14 protein-coding genes are annotated in these 18,117 nt (G+C 67.5%); 8 read left to right on the top strand and 6 right to left on the bottom strand.

The window, feature by feature from the left end:
- Positions 1-38: 38 nt before the first annotated feature.
- From BLR24_RS23425 to BLR24_RS23415, 3 genes are read right to left on the bottom strand one after another with little or no spacing between them, the layout of a single operon-like run.
- Positions 39-353, bottom strand: coding sequence for a polyhydroxyalkanoic acid system family protein (locus tag BLR24_RS23425; RefSeq protein WP_093021420.1), 315 nt, complete (start codon positions 351-353; stop codon positions 39-41).
- Positions 346-1,473 carry an aminopeptidase gene (locus tag BLR24_RS23420; protein WP_093021417.1) on the bottom strand — a complete coding sequence of 376 codons (1,128 nt, stop codon included), beginning with the start codon at positions 1,471-1,473 and terminating at the stop codon, positions 346-348. The genes BLR24_RS23425 and BLR24_RS23420 overlap by 8 nt, the downstream gene beginning before the upstream one ends.
- Positions 1,470-3,557 carry a molybdopterin-containing oxidoreductase family protein gene (locus BLR24_RS23415; RefSeq protein ID WP_093021414.1) on the bottom strand — a complete coding sequence of 696 codons (2,088 nt, stop codon included), beginning with the start codon at positions 3,555-3,557 and terminating at the stop codon, positions 1,470-1,472. The genes BLR24_RS23420 and BLR24_RS23415 overlap by 4 nt, the downstream gene beginning before the upstream one ends.
- A 62-nt stretch (positions 3,558-3,619) precedes the next feature.
- Here BLR24_RS23415 and BLR24_RS23410 point away from each other — a divergent pair, with 62 nt between their 5' ends.
- A complete protein-coding gene (locus BLR24_RS23410; RefSeq protein ID WP_093021547.1) occupies positions 3,620-4,744 on the top strand; it encodes an ABC transporter substrate-binding protein in 1,125 nt (374 codons plus the stop codon).
- Between the two features lie 18 nt (positions 4,745-4,762).
- Here BLR24_RS23410 and BLR24_RS23405 read toward each other — a convergent pair whose 3' ends face one another.
- From BLR24_RS23405 to BLR24_RS23395, 3 genes are all read right to left on the bottom strand, one after another.
- Positions 4,763-5,857 (bottom strand): M14 family metallopeptidase, encoded by a 1,095-nt coding sequence (locus BLR24_RS23405; protein WP_093021411.1) that lies wholly within the window; start codon positions 5,855-5,857, stop codon positions 4,763-4,765.
- Positions 5,854-7,056: a M20 aminoacylase family protein gene (locus BLR24_RS23400; RefSeq protein ID WP_093021408.1), complete on the bottom strand. Its 1,203-nt coding sequence runs from the start codon at positions 7,054-7,056 to the stop codon at positions 5,854-5,856. The genes BLR24_RS23405 and BLR24_RS23400 overlap by 4 nt, the downstream gene beginning before the upstream one ends.
- A 78-nt stretch (positions 7,057-7,134) precedes the next feature.
- Positions 7,135-8,328, bottom strand: coding sequence for a glycerophosphodiester phosphodiesterase (locus BLR24_RS23395; protein WP_093021544.1), 1,194 nt, complete (start codon positions 8,326-8,328; stop codon positions 7,135-7,137).
- A gap of 100 nt (positions 8,329-8,428) precedes the next feature.
- On the opposite strand from BLR24_RS23395, the gene argE reads away from it, so the two are divergent.
- The 7 genes from argE (at position 8,429) to BLR24_RS23360 (ending at position 18,114) form a co-directional block, all read left to right on the top strand.
- A complete protein-coding gene (gene argE, locus BLR24_RS23390) occupies positions 8,429-9,595 on the top strand; it encodes an acetylornithine deacetylase (protein WP_093021405.1) in 1,167 nt (388 codons plus the stop codon).
- Positions 9,596-9,626: 31 nt separating this feature from the next.
- The gene (locus BLR24_RS23385) at positions 9,627-10,850 is read left to right on the top strand and encodes a DUF445 domain-containing protein (protein ID WP_093021402.1); all 1,224 of its coding nucleotides are present in this window, start codon (positions 9,627-9,629) and stop codon (positions 10,848-10,850) included.
- 117 nt (positions 10,851-10,967) lie between these two features.
- Positions 10,968-12,620, top strand: a complete 1,653-nt coding sequence (locus BLR24_RS23380) for an NHL repeat-containing protein (protein WP_093021399.1) — start codon at positions 10,968-10,970, stop codon at positions 12,618-12,620.
- A gap of 130 nt (positions 12,621-12,750) precedes the next feature.
- Positions 12,751-13,524 (top strand): MHYT domain-containing protein, encoded by a 774-nt coding sequence (locus tag BLR24_RS23375; protein ID WP_093021396.1) that lies wholly within the window; start codon positions 12,751-12,753, stop codon positions 13,522-13,524.
- A gap of 72 nt (positions 13,525-13,596) precedes the next feature.
- Positions 13,597-15,207: an acyl-CoA carboxylase subunit beta gene (locus tag BLR24_RS23370; protein ID WP_093021393.1), complete on the top strand. Its 1,611-nt coding sequence runs from the start codon at positions 13,597-13,599 to the stop codon at positions 15,205-15,207.
- Positions 15,204-17,153, top strand: coding sequence for an acetyl/propionyl/methylcrotonyl-CoA carboxylase subunit alpha (locus tag BLR24_RS23365; protein WP_093021390.1), 1,950 nt, complete (start codon positions 15,204-15,206; stop codon positions 17,151-17,153). The genes BLR24_RS23370 and BLR24_RS23365 overlap by 4 nt, the downstream gene beginning before the upstream one ends.
- 43 nt (positions 17,154-17,196) lie before the next feature.
- Positions 17,197-18,114 (top strand): SDR family oxidoreductase, encoded by a 918-nt coding sequence (locus BLR24_RS23360; RefSeq protein WP_093021387.1) that lies wholly within the window; start codon positions 17,197-17,199, stop codon positions 18,112-18,114.
- Positions 18,115-18,117 lie beyond the last annotated feature (3 nt).

Here is an 18,117-nt window from a genome sequence, read left to right as displayed (position 1 = left end):
CGATGATCAGCGGCTACGCCGTCGCCGGAAGAACCCGCTCACGCGAAGCGTGTGCCGCCTTTGGGAGCTTCGAGCAGCGCATCGAGGTTGCGCGAGATCTTCTGCTCGATCTGCTGGCTGAAGCTCGCGAACAGAAAACCCAGCGTCGCCTCCAGCTTGAAGGTGCGGGCCGTGACTTCCACCGTGCCGTCGATACCCGCGCGGCTGAACTGCGCCAGGTCGCGGTCCTTGCCTTCGGTGTAGGTGCACTCCAGGCCGTAGTCCTGCTCCACCTGCTGGATCCACTGGCGCGCGACCTCGCGGGCGCCGGCAATGCCCAGCGCGTGGTTTCTTTCGATAAGGATGTCAGGCACCGTGATCTCCGTTGTTGTCGTGGCTTGAATTTGTCTGCTGGATTCCGGTGGCCGTTTGCAAGGCGTTCCGCCGCTCATCGGTGGTCGGCAATGCGGCGATGCGACGGACCTCCTTGTAGAAGCGCGGCCAGTTGCGGCTCTCGCGTTCGAACAGCGCCTCGAAGCCCGGAACCAGGTCGTCGTAGGCGCCCTGGGCCGCAAAGGCCGCATTGTTGGCGCGGGCCACCCAGCCATCGTAGGCGCCCTGGCGCGGACCTTGCCATTCTGCGCGAAGCCTCGCGTAGCGTTCGCGGAAATCGTCCATGGCCGCCTTCTTCATGGCGTCGACCGCAGCCCAGTTGCCCGCCTTCGCTTCCGTGGATTCGTACGCCCGGTTCAGCGTGCGGCGCGTATCGAGCGCCAGTGCGCGAAACTGCCGGCGCTGCGCGTCGAAGCGCGCGTACTCGCTGCGCGCCGTGTCGCTGGCTTCGCGCTGCAGCCACAACGCACCGCCGATGCGCTCGACCGCGGTGGCATACGACTCGTTGAAGACCGTGTCACCGGGCACGTAGAGCACCTGGTGCGCGAGCTCGTGAAACACGATGCGGGCCAGTTCGCCTTCGGGATAGCCGATGAAGGTGGAAAGCAGCGGATCGCCGCCGGCCCAGTTCATCCACCCCAGCGTGGAATACGCGGGCACCGGGTACACCGCCGTTTCCATGCCCTTGCCCCGCTGCGCCTCGGCTTCGGCCCTGGCCGCGGCCTCGTCGTAGTAGCCGCGGTAGCCCACGCAACCCGCCACCGGAAAGCACCAGTTCTTGAGGGTGAGCGAATACGGCGGCGCGGCCACCACGTTCCATACGGCCGCGGGTCGGCGCAGGTCGGCGTACGACTTGTAGCTGGGGTTGTCGGGCAAGGCCAGCTCGGTCACGGCAAAGCGCCGGATACGCTGCGCGAGTTCGAGCTTGGCCTTGAGCGGCTCGGAAACGGCCGGGTCCGCGAGCCATTGGGGCACCGGCTTGGCGGCCCGCATGATGCCGATGTGGCCGCTGGCCGATTGCCAGTAGTAGCCCAGGTCGGCGCAGCCGCCGAGCAGCAACAGCGCGGCGGCTGCGGCGCTGAATGCGGGCGCGGCCCTCACCCCCGCCCGCTCCCCGCGGGCGAAGGAGCGAGACGCTCCACCTGCACCAGGCAGTCGTAGAAGGTCGGGCCGCGGCCGATGTCGGTCAGGCGCTGGCTGGTGAGCTGGTTGACGTTGGTGCCGTCCATGCCGAGCTTGCGCCACCAGATGCCCATGCCGTGCACCACGCCGGGCCGCGCGCGGCGCGAGACTTCGGCGCGGCAGCGATGCTCGCCGCGGTGATTGAAGACGCGCACGGTGGCGCCGCTCTCGATGCCGCGCGCAGCCGCGTCGGCCTCATGGATCTCGAGCAGCGGTTCGCCTTCGATGGCGCGCAGGCTCGTCACGTTGACGAAGGTCGAATTGAGGAAGTTGCGCGCCGGCGGTGAGATCATGGCCAGCGGAAACTCGGCGGAGCTGCCCGCCGCTTCGTAGTTGGGCACATGGTCGGGCAGCCCGTCCATGCCCTGCGCCTGAAGCCGCTCGCTGAAGAATTCGCAGCGGCCCGAGGGCGTCGGAAACTTGCCGTCGGCAAAGGGTGCCTCGGGCAGCTTCAGGCTGGTGAAGCCCTGCGCCAGCAATTGTTCGTAGTCGATGGCGCCCGGCGCAAACGCGCTGTGGCACAGCGTCTCGTCGTCGTCCGAGAAGCAGGGCTCGTCGAAGCCCATGCGGCGCGCGAGTTCGCGAAACACCCAGGCGTTGCTGCGCGCCTCGCCGCGCGGCGCCACCGCGGGGCGGTTCAGCAGCACGTCGGTGTGGCCGTAGCTGCAGTGGATGTCCCAGTGCTCGAGCTGGGTGGTGGCGGGCAGGAGGTAATCGGCGTAGTCGGCGGTGTCGGTGCGGAACTGCTCCAGCACCACGGTGAAGAGGTCTTCGCGCGCGAAGCCCGCCACCACCTTGCCCGACTCGGGCGCCACCGCGACGGGGTTGCTGTTGTAGACCACGATGGCCTTCACCGGCTTGGCTTCGTCGAGCAGCGCATCGCCGATGGTGCTCATGTTCACGGTGCGCGGCTTTCGGCCCGCGAGCAGATCGGGGCGCTGCAGCGCGGCGCGGTCGGCCGGAAAGTGGCCTGAGCTGCTCAACAGGAGCCCGCCGGCGCGGTCGCGCCAGGCGCCCACCAGCGCGGGCAGGCAGGCGATGGCGCGCGCCGCGTTGCCGCCGCCGCGCACGCGCTGCATGCCGTAATTCAGTCGGATCGCGGCCGGCCTGGTGGTGCCGTAGGCCTCTGCCAGCGCCACGATCTGTGCCTCGGGGACGCCGCACACGGCGGCGGCGCGTGCAGGCGGCCACTGCAGTGCACGCTCGCGCAACTGCTCCCAGCCCAGCGTGTGGCTGGCGATGTAGTCGTGGTCGAGCCAGTCGTGCACGATGAGTTCGTGCATCAGCGCCAGGGCCAGCGCGGCGTCGGTGCCCGGCAGCAGGGCGATGTGCTCGTCGCACTTGTCAGCCGTTTCGGTCTTGCGCGGATCGATGCACACCAGCCGCGCGCCGGCGCGCTTGGCGGCCTGCGCATGGCGCCAGAAATGCAGGTTGCTGGCAATGGAGTTGCTGCCCCAGATCAGGATCAGCTTGGCCTCGGCGAAGAATTCGATCCGCATGCCGACCTTGGCGCCCAGCGTGTGGACCATGGCCTCGCCGCCCGCCATGGAGCAGATCGTGCGATCCAGCAGCGAAGCGCCCAACTTGTGGAAAAAACGACGGTCCATGGACTCGCCCTGGACCAAACCCATGGTGCCGGCGTAACTGTACGGCACAATTGTGTCTGGATTTGTCTGCAATGCGCGGAGATGCGCGGCGATGTCGTCAAGCGCGGCCTCCCAGCTCACGGGTTCGAACTGGCCGCTGCCCTTCGGGCCGGTCCGTTTCAGGGGCTGGACGAGCCGCTCGGCATGCTCGTTGCGTTCGATGTAGCGCGAGACCTTGGTGCAAAGAACGCCAGCCGTGTGCGAATGGGCCGGGTTGCCCTGCAGCTTCACGGCCACGCCGTCCTGGACGGTGGTGACAAGGGCGCAGGTATCCGGGCAGTCGTGCGGACAGGCGCCCAGGACCGTGGAAGTGGGAGTGGGGAGAACAGCTGTTGTGGAGACCGGGGCATCGACCATCCGGCAAGTCTAAAGTTTTCCAGGTTTGGCGCGCCACCGTGCGCGCAGAAGAGGTTTTCACCATGATGAATCGCAGACATTTTTCAGTGGCCGCAGGCGCAGCGGCACTGGGTGGCTTCCAGCTGGCCAGGGCACAGGGCGAAACGCCGCTGGTCCTGGGCCAGTCGGCGCCTTTCACCGGGCCGGCCGCGCAGCTCGGCATCCAGTTTCACCAAGGCGCCAAGCTGTTCTTGGACCAGTACAACGCGCAGTCCGGCCGGCGCGCGGTGGTGATCAAGAACCTGGACGACGGCTACGAGCCCGACCGCTGCGCCGCCAACACGCAGAAGCTGATCGAAGAGGACGTGTTCGCGCTCTTCGGCTACATCGGCACGCCCACCAGCCTGGCGGCGCTGCCGCTGGCGGTGAAGGACAAGGTGCCTTTCATCGCGCCGTTCACCGGTGCAATGTCGCTGCGCGAGCCGTTCCACAAGAACGTGTTCCACCTGCGCGCCTCGTACAACGACGAGACCGCGCTCATCGTGAAGCAGCTCACCCACCTCCACCTGAAGAAGATCGCGGTTTTCTACCAGAACGATGCGTACGGCAAGGCCGGGCTCGACGGTGTGACACTGGCGCTCTCGCAGCAGGACCTCCGGCCCTTGGCGCTGGCCACGGTGGAGCGCAATTCGGTCGACGTGGCGGCGGCGGTGAAAACCATCGTGGCGGCCAAACCCGACGCGGTGGTCCAGGTGGGCGCCTACAAGGCATGTGCCGCCTTCATCCGCCAGGCGCGCAAGGCGGGCTACGGCGGCACGTTCTTCAACGTGTCCTTCGTGGGCACCCAGGCGCTGGCCGACGAACTCGGCAAGGAGGGCGCGGGCGTCATGGTGACGCAGGTGGTGCCCTCGCCCTACAACCCTGCCAACGCGATCACGCGCGAGTTCAGCGACGCGGTGAAAAAGGCCGGTGCCGGCGTCAGCGCCAATTTCTCGAGCATGGAAGGCTACCTTGCCGCCAAGGTGCTGACCGAGGGCCTGCGCCGCGCGCCGGGCAAGGCCACGCGCGACAGCCTCATCACGGGGCTCGAAAGCATCGACCGGCAGCAGTTCGGCGGCTTCGAGGTGTCGTTCTCAGCAAAGAACCACGTTGCATCGAAGTTCGTCGAGCTGTCGATGATCACGGCCGACGGCCGGGTCAGGACCTGATCCCCAGCCCCGCCGGCTTCAGGCTTCCAGGCCGTCCACGGCCTGGAACATGGCCTGGCGGGCCTGGCTGACGACCTGGCCGCGCCAGGCGTCGGTGTCCGTATAAAAGGCCTCGCGCATGCGCGCGCGGATGCCGTCGGCCAGGTCGGCCGGCGCCTCGGGGTGCTTGTGCAGCCAGTGGTCGGCGCGCAGGGCGTTCATCACATCCAGCAGCGGCAGCGTGCCGTACTCGAGCGCAATGCCCGTGTACTCGGCCGCCGGGCACTCCTGGTACACCGCTTCGCACATCAGGCCGCGCAACTGCGCCGAGGTGGACGATCCGTCGTAGGTCGACGTGACGGGCGCCGCGGGCGTGCCCCACCAATCGTTGGCGCGGGCATAGGCCGCCTTGTCGTCCTTGCCGGCGAAGATGCGCTCGCCGATGCCGTTCGGGCCGAGCCCGGTGTGCAGGTCGATCCAGCCCAGCCGGCGGGCGCCGCCCGCATGGCGTCGCAGCACGCTTCGCAGCGTCTTGTTGCCCCAGGTCTCGGCCTTGCCGCCAAAGAAGAGCCCGTCGTCGAACTGGTATTGCCCGCCGCTTACGGCGGCCTGGAATGCCGCGGCGCCGTGCTTGCCGATCCACTTCTCCAGGGCCGCCTGGTTCTCCGGGGTGGGCGGCCAGGCCTCGGGCACGAGCAGCGGATGCAGCTTGGCGTAGGCATCGTTGGCAGGAAGAGGCTTCGAGAAATCGACGAAATTGCGGTTCAGGTCGACGCCTTCGTGCGTGACGCGCCGCCCGAACGAAAAGCCGTGTGGATTGAGCGCGTGCACATAGAGCACCGCCACACCCTGGGCGCGCGCCTTCTCGCGCCATTCGGCATCGTGCAGCGCAAACACCTGCACGCCGCTGCCGCAATGGCCTTCGACACCGTGGCAGGCGCTGGAGACGATCAGCAGGCGCTCGGCATTGGCGGCGCCGTCGAGCGCCACGTCCATCGAGAGCTCTTCGCCGTCCTGCCCTTTGCCCGGATGCGCATGCGGCTCGACCGCGAGGCCGGCACTCACGCAGGCCTGCAGGAACTTCTGGCGCGCCTGCGCGTAGCGGGGCGAAAACGCCTCGCCGATGCCGATCAAGGGGCCGCCTCCCCGGGCTTCAGGAATTGCTCGGCCAACTGCACCCAGCAGGTGGCGCCCAGGGGAATCAGGTCGTCATTGAAGTCGTAGCTCGCGTTGTGCAGCGTGCACGGCCCTTCGCCGTGGTGCACGTCGCGGTGCGAGCCGTCGCCGTTGCCGATGAAGGCATAGGCGCCGGGCTTGGCCTGCAGCATGAAGGCGAAATCTTCCGAGGTCATGGCAGCTTCCTGCCGCAGCACGTTCTCCGGCCCGACGATGCCGCCCATCACGCGGCGCGCAAAGTTGGCCTCGGCCTCGGTGTTGATGGTGGGCGGGTAGTAGCGCTCGAAGCGGAAGTCGCAGGTCGCGTCATGCGCGGCAGAGAGGTGCTCGGCAATCTTCCTCATGCGCGATTCGATCAGGTCGAGCACCTCGATGGAGAAGGTGCGCACGGTGCCCGTCATCTCGCAGTTGTCGGGAATCACGTTGTTGGCTTCGCCCGCATGGATGGTGGTGACCGAGATCACGGCAGAGTCGGTCGGCTTCATCTTGCGCGTGAGAATGGTCTGGAACGCCTGCACGATCTCGCAGGCGATCGGCACCGGGTCGATGCCGGTCTGCGGCAGCGCTGCATGGCCGCCCTTGCCGATGATGTTGATGTAGAACTTGTTGCCCGAGGCCATCACCGGACCCGGGCTCACCGCGAACTGGCCGGCCTTCATGCCGGGCCAGTTGTGCATGCCGAACACGGCGTCCATGGGGAACTGCTCGAAGAGCCCTTCCTTGATCATTTCGCGGGCGCCGCCGCCGCCCTCTTCGGCCGGCTGGAAGATCAGGTAGACCGTGCCGTCGAAATTGCGGTGCTTCGCCAGGTGCTGCGCCGCGGCCAGCAGCATGGCAGTGTGGCCGTCGTGCCCACAGGCGTGCATCTTGCCGTGGTGCTTGCTGGCGTGGGCGAAGGTGTTGAGCTCGGTAACGGGCAGCGCGTCCATGTCGGCACGCAGGCCGACGGCGCGGTTGCTGGTGCCGTTCTTGACGATGCCCACCACGCCGGTGGTGCCCAGGCCGCGATGGATGGGAATGCCCCACTCGGTGAGCTTGCCTGCCACCACGTCGGCGGTGCGGACTTCCTGGAAGCAGAGTTCGGGATGGGCATGAAGGTCACGTCGGACGGCGGCGATGCCGGCCGCCTGCGTGACGAGCGAATCGATGAGTTTCATGGGGCACAGTCTAGGCTTTGCGGAAACCTCCGCAAAGACTGTGCCGGGCAAACCCTCAGGCTGCGTTCAAGAACCCGATCAGCGGCCGATGCTCTTCAGGTAGTCGGCGCGCGCGGCCAGTGCGGTGTCGGTGAAGTCGGTGAATACGCCGTCCACACCCAGCTTGTAATACACCGCGTATTCGTTCTTGCCGGCGTTGCCGTAATCGGCCGCGAGCCGGCGCGACTCGTTGCGGAAGGTAAACGGGTGCACGAACAGCCCCGCCTTGTGCGCATCGGCAACGAGCGTGGTGGGCGCGATGGAGGTCGCGTCGGCGTCGTTGATCTTGCCGTCCTTGTTGACGTCCACCGGCTTGCCGTCGGCGCCAATGGTGCCCTTGACGCTCACGATGTAGCGCTTCCACGGGCCGATGCCGTCGGCATAGGTCTTGATCTCCGCCAGCCCGGCGGGGGTGACCATGGCGTCGAAGTTGCGCTTGTCGCCGGCCTTGGTCCAGTCATAAGGGCGGTCGCTCGGCACCGCAAAGGTCACGGCGCCGGTCTTCAGGTCGACGCTGTCGCCGTCGATCAGCTGGATGAGCCGTGTATTGAGGCCCTTGCTCTTCATGTACTTGAGGCTGCCGGGCTCGAAGGACTGTACGTAGATGGGCGCGGTCTTGCTGTTCCAGCCTGCGGCGTTGATGGCTGCGACCACCTTGTCTTCCATCGGCAGGCCGAGCTCGCGGAAGTAGGTCGGGTTCTTGGTCTCGGGATAGATCGCGATGGTGCGGCCGGTTTCCTTCGACTTGGCCTTGGCGAAGTCGATGATCTCCTGGAAGGTCACGACCTTGAACTTGCCGTTGAACTCCTGCGGCCGCTCGGCGTCTGTCGAGATGCCGCCGAGCGTCTTGATCTCGGCCAGCGTGAAGTCGTTGCTGAACCAGCCGGTCTGCGTTTCGCCATCGACCTTGATGGTCTTCTTGCGCGAGGCGAAGCGGGGGTGCTTGGCCACGTCGGTGCTGATGGCCAGGTTGGGGTCGTGGCGGGCGATGAGCACGCCGTCCTTGGTGGAGACCAGGTCCATCTCGATCACGTCGGCGCCGAGTTCGATGGCGCGCGCATAGGCTTCGAGCGTCTGCTCCGGCAAGTAGCCCGACGCGCCGCGGTGCGCGATGACCAGCGGCGGCTGGCCATCGAGCGTCAGCAGCTTCTGGGACGAACCGGGGCCGGTGCTGCCGCAGGCCGCAAGGCAGAGGGCGGCCGTTGCGGCAAGGGCGTAGTGTTGGGTGCGCATCGTCTTTTTCTCCATCCAAAAGAGGCGCAGGGTACCCGCTCCGCATGACAGCAAGGGCGCTCATCGGCGCGGCGCGACGACTTCTTGGACAATCTGTTGCATGCCCCATACGCTTTCCCCTCAAAGCCTCGCACTCGCCCAGGCGCTGGTGCGCATGAACACCGTCAGCGCCAACAGCAACCTGCAGCTGATCGACCTCGCGCAAAGCCACCTGGCCGCCCTTGGCGTGAAGAGCCGCATCACCTACAACGCCGAACGCACCAAGGCCAACCTGTTTGCCACGCTCGGCGAAGGCAAGCCGGCCGGCGTCATCATTTCGGGCCACACTGACACCGTGCCCTGGGATGGGCAGGAGTGGAGCGTCGATCCGCTCTCCGCCACGGTGAAGGACGAGCGCCTCTACGGCCGCGGCTCGGCCGACATGAAGAGCTTCATTGCGATCGCGCTGTCCAATGCCGGGCGCTTCCTGGAAAGCGATTCGCCCTTCGCGGTGCATTTCGCCTTCAGCTATGAGGAAGAGATCGGCTGCTTCGGCGTGAAGGAGCTCATCGCCGACATGCGCGACGCCGGCATCAAGCCTGTTGCCTGCATCGTGGGCGAGCCCACCAGCATGGTGCCGGCCATCGCGCACAAGGGCGTGTACCGCTACCGCTGCTGCGTTCGCGGCAAGGAGGCGCATTCGTCGCTCACGCCGCACTCGGTCAACGCCATTGAGATGGCGGCGCGGGTGGTTGGCAAGGTGCGCGACATGGCCGAAGGCTTCGAACGCAGCGAGCCGCGCTACGAGGGCTTCGACGTGCCCTTCAGCACCGCGAGCGTGGGCCAGTTCCATGGCGGCATTGCCGACAACGTGGTGCCCCGCGATGCCGAGTTCCGCTATGAATTTCGCGACCTGCCGACGGCCGACGCAAAGAAGATGCAGGACGAGGTCGTCTCCTATGCCGGCAGCCTCGAAGCGTCGATGAAGAAGGTGGCGCCCGACGCGGGCTTTCGCTTCGAGACCATCTGCGAGATTCCGAGCTTCCTCGGCGCGGCGGGCGATCCGGTCACGCAGCTCGCGCAGCGCCTCTCGGGCGAAGAGCGCACCACGCTGGTGGCTTTCGGCACCGAGGCGGGCCTGTTCAAGAACGCCGGCATCCCCACCGTGGTGTGCGGCCCGGGCAGCATCAACCAGGCGCACCAGCCCGACGAGTTCGTGAGCCTCGAGCAGTTGGGGCGCTGCGAGCTGTTCATGGAGCGCCTCGCCTCGACCCCAAAGATCGGCTGATGGCGGCGCCGAAGGGTTCGCGTTGGGCCGCATGAAGCGCGTTGCGCTGGGTCTGCTGTGCGCCGCCGCGCTGCTCTATGCGCTGGCCAGCGCGCTGCAGGGTCAGCATCCGGCCTGGGGCTACGTGGCCGCCTTTGCCGAGGCCGCGATGGTCGGCGCGATTGCCGATTGGTTCGCGGTGGTGGCGCTGTTCCGGCACCCGCTCGGCCTGCCGATTCCGCACACCGCGATCATTCCGAGCAACAAGGACCGCATCGGCGCCAAGCTGGCCGGCTTCATCTGCAACAACTTCCTGAGCACCGCGCAGGTGCTTGCCAAGCTGCGGCAATTCGATGCGGCCGGACGGCTGGCCGACTGGCTCGCGCGCCCGGCCAGCGGCGAAAAGCTCGGCGAGTGGGGCGTTGCGGCTGCGCGCTACGGCCTCTCGGCATTCGACGACGAGCGCGTGCGCGCCTTCATGGGACGCGCGGCCGCCGCGGGGCTCGAGAAGATCGATCTTTCGCGCCTGATGGGCCAGGCGCTGGACGCACTCACGGCCGGCGGACGCCACCAGGCGCTGCTGGACGACGTGCTGCAGCAGGTGGCCGGCTTGGTCGAGGGCGAGGAGGTGCAATCGCACATCACGGAAGCCATTGCGCGCGAGATCAAGACGCTGCGCTACGTGGGTTTGGACCAGGTGGCGGCCAAGCTCGCGACACGCAAGATCGTGGCGGCCGTGGCCCGCACCATCGCCGAGCTGGCGGCCGAGCCCGACCACCCCATGCGCAAGCGCTTCGACCACTTCGTGGACGACTTCGTGGTGCGGCTCAAGCTCGACCCCGAGTTCCAGCAGCGCGGCGAGCAGATTCGCGCCGAGCTGATGGCGCACCCTGCCCTCGGCGACTATCTGCACGGCATCTGGGGCGAGCTTTTGGCCTGGCTGCATGACGATCTCGGTCGGGGCGATTCGACGATCGGCCGGCGCATCGCGTCGATGGCAGGCGCATTGGGCCAGCGGCTGCAGGCCGACGAGGCGATCCGGCACTGGATCAACGAGCAGATCGAAGCGGCCGCGCCGCTGGCCATCGAGCGCTACCGCGAGGACATCCGCCGCTACATCGAGGAGCGCGTCGGCGAATGGAATGCGAGCGAGATGACCGACGAGCTGGAGCGCCATATCGGGCGCGACCTGCAGTTCATCCGGATCAATGGCACGCTGGTGGGCGGCCTGGTGGGACTCTTTATTCACACAGTGACGCAGCTGTTGCGCGGGTGAACGGGGCGCAACTGCGGGTAATCCGCAGCGGACGAAAGTGCGCATGTCGCGGTGGAGATTGCGCCACTGCCCCTTCCTCCTTCTAGACTGCGCGCGCATTCACCAGAAGGAGAAGACATGCCCCGTCGCCTGTTCCGCGCCGCCGCGCTGATTGCCATGTTCGCGCTGCTGGGCGCCTGCGGAAGCCTTGCACCGAAGCCGCCGCCCACCCGGCCCGCCTCGTGGTCAGAGCCCGAGGCGCTGGTGGCGCCATCCTCGTTTGCGGGGGTGCACGGGCTGGCCATCGATTCGAAGGGCCGGCTGCTCGCAGGATCGGTGCTCGGCAATACGCTGTGGGAAGTCGACCGCAACACCGGCGCGGCCAAGGTCCTGATCGACGCGCCGGAAGGCCAGGCCGACGACATCGCGGTCGGCCCCAAGGGCGAGCTGGCGTGGACCAACTACCTCATGGGCATGCTGCGCTACCGCGAGAACGACGGCGCGCCGATGCGCGTGCTCGCCAAGGACCTGCCCGGCCTCAACTCGCTGGACTTCGACCGCCGCAACCACAAGCTCTACGCCTCGCAGGTGTTTTTGGGCGATGCGCTGTGGGAGATCGACCGCATGGGCCAGAAGCCGCCGCGGCTCATCAAGAAGGACATGGGCGGTTTCAACGGCTTCGAGGTCGGCCCCGACGGCATGCTCTACGGGCCGCTGTGGTTCAAGGGCCAGGTGGTGAAGATCGACCCTGCCAACGGCAACATGACCGTGATCGCCGATGGATTCAAGATTCCCGCGGCCGCCAACCTGGACGGCAAGGGCAATTTGTGGGTGGTCGATGCGCGCAGCGGCGAGTTGGTCAAGGTTGACCTTGCCACCGGCCGTAAGACCGTCGCCAAGCAGCTGCGTCCCTCGCTCGACAACCTCGCCATCGCGCCGGACGGCACGATCTACGTGTCGAACATGGCGAACAACGAAATCCAGGCCTTCGACCCCGCCACCGGCGCGCTGCGCACGCTCACCAGCGGCAAGCTCGCGGCGCCGGCGGGCCTCAAGATCGACGGCCACACGCTCTGGGTGGCGGACGTGTTCGGCTTCCGCCAGGTGAATGCGCGCACGGGCGAAGTACGCGACGTGTTCCGCATGCAGCGCGACCCCGAGCTCGACTATCCGTTCGCGGTCGGCGTCTCGGGCACGCTCTTCGCGCTGACCTCATGGTTCACGGGCACGGTGCAGCTGGTCGATCGCCAGACGCTCCGGACCGTCGAAACCATCCACGGGCTGAAAGCGCCTTTCGATGCCATCCCCATGCCCGATGGCAGCGTGATCTATGCCGAGATTGCCACCGGCACCATCACCCGCGCGCGAGGCCTTCACTTTGCGGAGAAGCAAGTGCTCGCAAGCGGACTGGGCGGGCCGGTGCAGATGATCGTCGGGCAGGACGGGGCCCTCTACGTGACCGAGGCGGCCGGCAAGCTGACGCGCATTCCGCTCGATGCCAGCGCCCCGCTGCGCGCCGTTGCCGAGGGCCTGGCATTGCCCGAGGGCGTGGCGCAAACGCCCTGGGGCAGCTTCATCGTGGCCGAAAGCGCGGCGCGCCGGCTGGTGGAGATCGACCCTGCCAATGGATCCCGCCGCACGGTGGCGGAAAACCTGCCGATCGGACTCGCGGCCAGCCCCGGTTTGCCACCGCCTTACGTGGTCACGGGCGTCGCGGTGGGCAGCGACGGAACCATCTACATGTCGGCCGACCGGAACAATGCGATTTATCGGATCCGCCCGAAAAACTGAGGCGCCGGCAAGGCATGAAGAAGTGATTTACTTTTAAAAACAAGTATTACAAACTGCTCGGCGGACGTCTCGTTACACCTTTTGGCCAGCCGGCCGTCGGCGGCGAGTCATCCTTTTTGGAGATAAAAACATGACTCCCCTCGTCGTTGGCCAACTGCTGTCACCCGAGTATTCGCTCGGGCTGGTGGCACTCTCGTTCCTCATCTCGTTCGCAGGTTCCCTGGTGGCGCTGATCTGTGCGGGGCGCATGGTTGGCGCCGACGGCAAACCCAATCTCGCGGTCGTGGCGTGCGCCGCGGTGGCGCTGGGGGGCATCGGCATCTGGTCGATGCATTTCATCGGCATGCTGGCATACCGGCTGCCTGTCGGCATTTCGTACAACGTGCCGCTGACCGTGGTGTCGCTGGTGGCCGCCATCCTGATTTCGGGCATTGCGCTGTACCTGGCGGGCGGCCGGCGCAAATTCAGCAAGGCGGGCTGGCTGGCCGGCAGCCTGCTGGCCGGCGTGGGCGTCTGCGTGATGCACTACATGGGCATGTTCGCAATGAACATGCGCGCCTCGATGGACTTCGACCCCACCATCGTGGCGCTGTCGGTCGCCATTGCGATCACCGCGGCCGGCGCAGCCCTGTGGCTGGCCTTCAACCTGCGCCGGCTGAGCCACCAGATCGCCGCCGCCGCGGTGATGGGCGTCGCCGTCTGCACCATGCACTACGTGGGGATGAGCGCCGCCAGCATGATCTGCATCGCGGCGGCGCCCACCGATGCACTGGCAATCGGCGGCAACTACATGGGCCTGACGGTGTTCGGCACGGCCGGCGCGGTGCTGATCTTCATCTACTGGGTGATCACGGGCTCCAGCCTGGACGCACCCGCCGCGCCGCAGCGGGCCCGCACCAGCTAATTGGCGCAAGCCGGGCGCGCATTGGCCCCCTAGAGTCGGTGCAGAGCGAAAGCGTTCTGCACTGACTCCTCCATGCCCGTCATCGAATCCCGGCTGCACACGGCCAGCGAATCCTTCCAGGCCCATCGCGCCGGCATGCTCGCGCTGCTCGGGCAGGTGCGGTCGCACGAGGCCCGCTCGGCGGCGGCGTCGAATGCCTCGGCCGAGCGCTTTGCCAGGCGCGGCCAGCTGCTGCCGCGCGAACGGCTCGCGCTGCTGCTCGACACCGGCGCGCCCTTTCTGCCGCTGGCTTCGCTCGCGGGGCTGGGCCACGACAACGAAGACCTCGGCAAGAGCGTGCCGGGCGGCGGGGTGATCGCGGGCATCGGCCGGGTCTCGGGCGTGCGCTGCATGGTCAGCGCGTCCGACTCGGGCATCGACGCTGGCGCGCTGCAGCCCATGGGCCTGGACAAGCAACTGCGCGTGCAGGAGATCGCGCTCGAAAACAAGCTCCCGTATGTCCAGCTGGTGGAAAGCGCGGGCGCCAATCTCATGCAATACCGGGTGCAGGACTTCGTGCGCGGCGGCGGCATCTTTCGCAACCTGGCACGGCTCTCCGCCGCGGGACTGCCGGTGGTGACGGTGACGCACGGCTCGTCCACCGCGGGCGGCGCCTACCAGACCGGGCTTTCCGACTACATCGTGATGGTGCGCGACCGCACCCGCGCCTTCCTGGCCGGACCACCGTTGCTGAAGGCCGCCACTGGCGAGATCGCCACGGAAGAAGAGCTGGGCGGCGCCGTGATGCATACCCACGTCTCCGGCCTTGGCGACTACCTGGCCGAGGACGACCGCGACGCGATCCGCATCGCGCGCTCGATTCTCGGCGGCATCGACTGGGCGCGCGACGAGGCGCCGCGCCGGTTTGCGCCGCCGCTGTACGAGGCCGAAGAACTGCTCGGCATCATGCCGGGCGATGGACGGCGGCCGGTGGACATGCGCGAAGTCATCGCGCGCATCGCCGATGGTTCCGAGTTTCTCGAATTCAGCGAACACTATGGCAGCGCCACGGTGTGCGGGCACACGCGGCTCGAAGGCCACGCCGTGGGCATCGTCACCAACAACGGGCCCATCGACTCCGATGGTGCCACCAAGGCCACGCACTTCATCCAGGCCTGTTGCCAGTCGCGCACGCCCATCGTCTACCTGCAGAACATCACCGGCTACATGGTGGGCCGCGCGCATGAAGAGGCCGGCATCATCAAGCACGGCGCCAAGATGATCCAGGCCGTGACTAGCGCCACCGTGCCGCAGATCACGCTGCACTGCGGCGCCTCGTACGGCGCAGGCAACTACGGCATGTGCGGCCGCGGCTTTGCGCCGCGCTTCTGCTTTTCGTGGCCCAACGCGCGCACCGCGGTGATGGGCGGCGAGAAGGCTGCACAGACCATGGCCATCGTGATGGAAGCCGGGATGTCCCGCAAGGGAACGGTCGACCGCGCAAAGATAGACGCCATGCAGCGGCAGATCGTCGAGCGCTTCGAGCGCCAGACCAGCGTGTTCACCACCAGCGCACTGCTGCTCGACGACGGCGTGATCGACCCGCGCGACACGCGCGCGGTGCTGGCCGAAGTGCTTGCTGTCTGCCGCGAGGCAGATGCGCGCGTGCCGCAGGCGATGCAGTTTTCGGTGGCTCGGCCATGAGCTTCAACAAGATCCTCATCGCCAACCGCGGCGAAATCGCGGTGCGCGTGATGCGCACGGCACGTGCCATGGGCTTGCGCACGGTGGCCGTGTATTCGAGCGCGGACGCAGAAGCCGAGCATGTGCGGCAAGCCGACCAGGCCGTGTGCATCGGCGAGCCGCTGCCCGCGCAGAGCTACCTGAACATCGCCGCCATCATCGAGGCTGCGCATGCCAGCGGCGCTGAGGCCGTACACCCAGGCTACGGCTTCCTGGCCGAGAACGCGGAGTTCGCGCAGGCCTGCCTGGATGCGGGGCTGGTCTTCATCGGCCCCTCGCCCGCGGCCATTCGCGCCATGGGCGACAAGGCCGGCGCCAAGCGCCTGATGCAGGCGGCCGGCGTGCCGTGCATTCCGGGCTATCAAGGCGAGGACCAGCGCACCGCCACGCTCGCCGCGGAGGCGGCACGCATCGGCTGGCCGGTGATGATCAAGGCGACGGCGGGGGGCGGCGGGCGGGGTATGCGGTTCGTGCCTTCGGCCACGGCGTTTGCCGAACTGCTGCAAAGCGCGCAGTCCGAGGCGCTGCATGCTTTCGGGGACGCGACCGTGATCCTGGAACGCGCCATCGCCCTACCTCGGCACATCGAGATCCAGGTGTTTGCCGACCGGCACGGGAACGCCATCCACCTCGGCGAACGCGATTGCTCGGTGCAGCGCCGGCACCAGAAGGTGATCGAGGAATCGCCTTCGCCGGCGGTGTCACCAGCTTTGCGCGAACGCATGGGCGCGACGGCCGTGGCGGCCGCAAAGGCCATTGGCTATGAAGGCGCGGGCACGCTCGAGTTCCTGCTCGACGCCGAAGGCCAGTACTGGTTCATGGAAATGAACACGCGGCTGCAGGTGGAGCATCCGGTGACCGAGGCGGTGACCGGGCTCGACCTGGTCGAACTGCAGCTGCGCGTTGCAGCCGGCGAACCGCTGCCGCTCGAGCAGAAAGACGTGCGTATGGACGGCCACGCCATCGAGGTCCGGCTCTGCGCCGAAGACCCGCAACAGGGCTTCATGCCGCAGAGCGGCACGCTCGCCGCATGGCGGCCTTCGCCGGCCTTGCGCGTCGAGCATGCGCTGCGTGATGGCGCAGCGGTGCCGCCCTTCTACGACTCGATGATCGCCAAACTCGTGGCGCACGGCCGCACGCGCGACGAAGCGAGGCATCGGCTGGTCGCCGGGCTGCAGGACACGGTGGCCTTGGGCATCGCGACCAACCAGCAACTCTTGCGGCGCGCCCTGTCTCACCCTGTGTTTGCCGACGGCAAGGCGACGACGGCCTTCATTGCCGAGCATGCCGATGCATTGCTCGCGCCCGATGCCGCCACGGAAGAGCGCACCGTGTTGCTGGCCGCGCTGCTGCTCCAAACGGGCGAACGCGGATGGCCCTCGTCGATCGCGCACACGCTGCCCAATGCATTGCGTTTTGCACTCAACGGCAAGGTGCATGCATTGCGTGTGACGCCGCAGGGTTCCGGTCGTTTCGATGTCGCCGTCGGCACATCGACGCCCACCCGCGTCGAGTTGCTCTCGCTGTCCGGCGATGGCCACGTGCGCTTCTTGTGCGGCGGCGTCTCGGAGCATGCTTTGGCAGTGCGCATGTCCGCCGATCGATCGTGGTTCCATTTTCGCGGCCAAGCCTTCGAACTGCAGGACCTCACGCATGTCGCCGTGCCCCGCGCCGAAGCCGCAGGCGGCGACGGCCTGCTTCGCGCCTCGATGAACGGCCGCGTCATTGCGCTGCTGGTGGCGGAAGGCGATGCCGTCGCCGCCGGCCAGCCGCTCGTCACGCTCGAAGCGATGAAGATGGAGCATGTGCACTGCGCGCCGCGTGCCGGCCGCGTTGCGGCGCTGCACGTGGCGGTGGGCGCGCAGGTGGCCGCGCGCCATGTGGTGGCGGAGATTGCCGACGCATGACGGCGCACACTGCACCTTGCCAGTTTTTCCGGAGGCCTTTCGAATGAGCACCTCTTCCCGCTACCGCTCCGTGTTCTCGCCCGGCGTGTTTGCCGGGCAGGTGATCGTCGTTACCGGCGGCGGCTCGGGCATCGGCCGCTGCACGGCGCACGAGCTCGCATCGCTGGGTGCGCAGGTCGTGCTGGTCGGCCGCAATGTGGAAAAGCTGCAGCAGGTACAGGCCGAGATCGCCGAGACAGGCGGCAAGGCAGGCATCCAGGCGTTCGACATCCGGCAGGAAGAGGCGGTGCGCACGGCGGTCTCCGGCATCGTTGCGACGCACGGCCGCATCGACGGCCTCGTCAACAACGCGGGCGGCCAGTACATCACGCCGCTCGCCGCCATTTCGGCCAAGGGCTGGGAGGCGGTGATCCACACCAACCTCACGGGCGGCTTTCTCGTCGCGCGCGAATGCTTCGTGCAAAGCATGCAGGCGCACGGCGGTGCCATCGTCAACATCGTGGCCGACATGTGGGGCTCCATGCCCAACATGGGCCACAGTGGCGCCGCGCGCGCGGGCATGGTGAGCTTCACCGAAACGGCCGCCCTCGAATGGGCCGTGAGCGGCGTGCGCGTGAACGCCGTAGCCCCTGGCTACATCGCATCGAGCGGCATGGACCACTACCCGCCCGAGGCCGGCGACATGCTGCGCGCCATGCGCAACACCGTGCCCGCGGGCCGCTTCGGCAACGAGGCCGAGACCTCGGCCGCCATCGCCTTCCTGCTGAGTCCGGCCGCCAGCTTCATCAGCGGCAGCGTGCTGCGTGTGGATGGCGCGCGGCCGCAGGTGCGCATGGGCTGGCCGATGGCGTTGCCCGACGCACAGGCGCGGCAGCGCGCGGCGGTGCGGCCTTTCGACGGCTTTCATCTGGCCGAGACGCCGCGCGTGTTCAAGGACGGCGGCGAATCACCGAACGACTGATTG

It is taken from the genome of Variovorax sp. OV700 (genome assembly GCF_900099805.1).
Taxonomy (GTDB): domain Bacteria; phylum Pseudomonadota; class Gammaproteobacteria; order Burkholderiales; family Burkholderiaceae_C; genus Variovorax.
The sequence above is the reverse complement of the archived record's forward strand: the minus strand, read 5'-3'. Positions and strand labels throughout refer to the sequence as shown.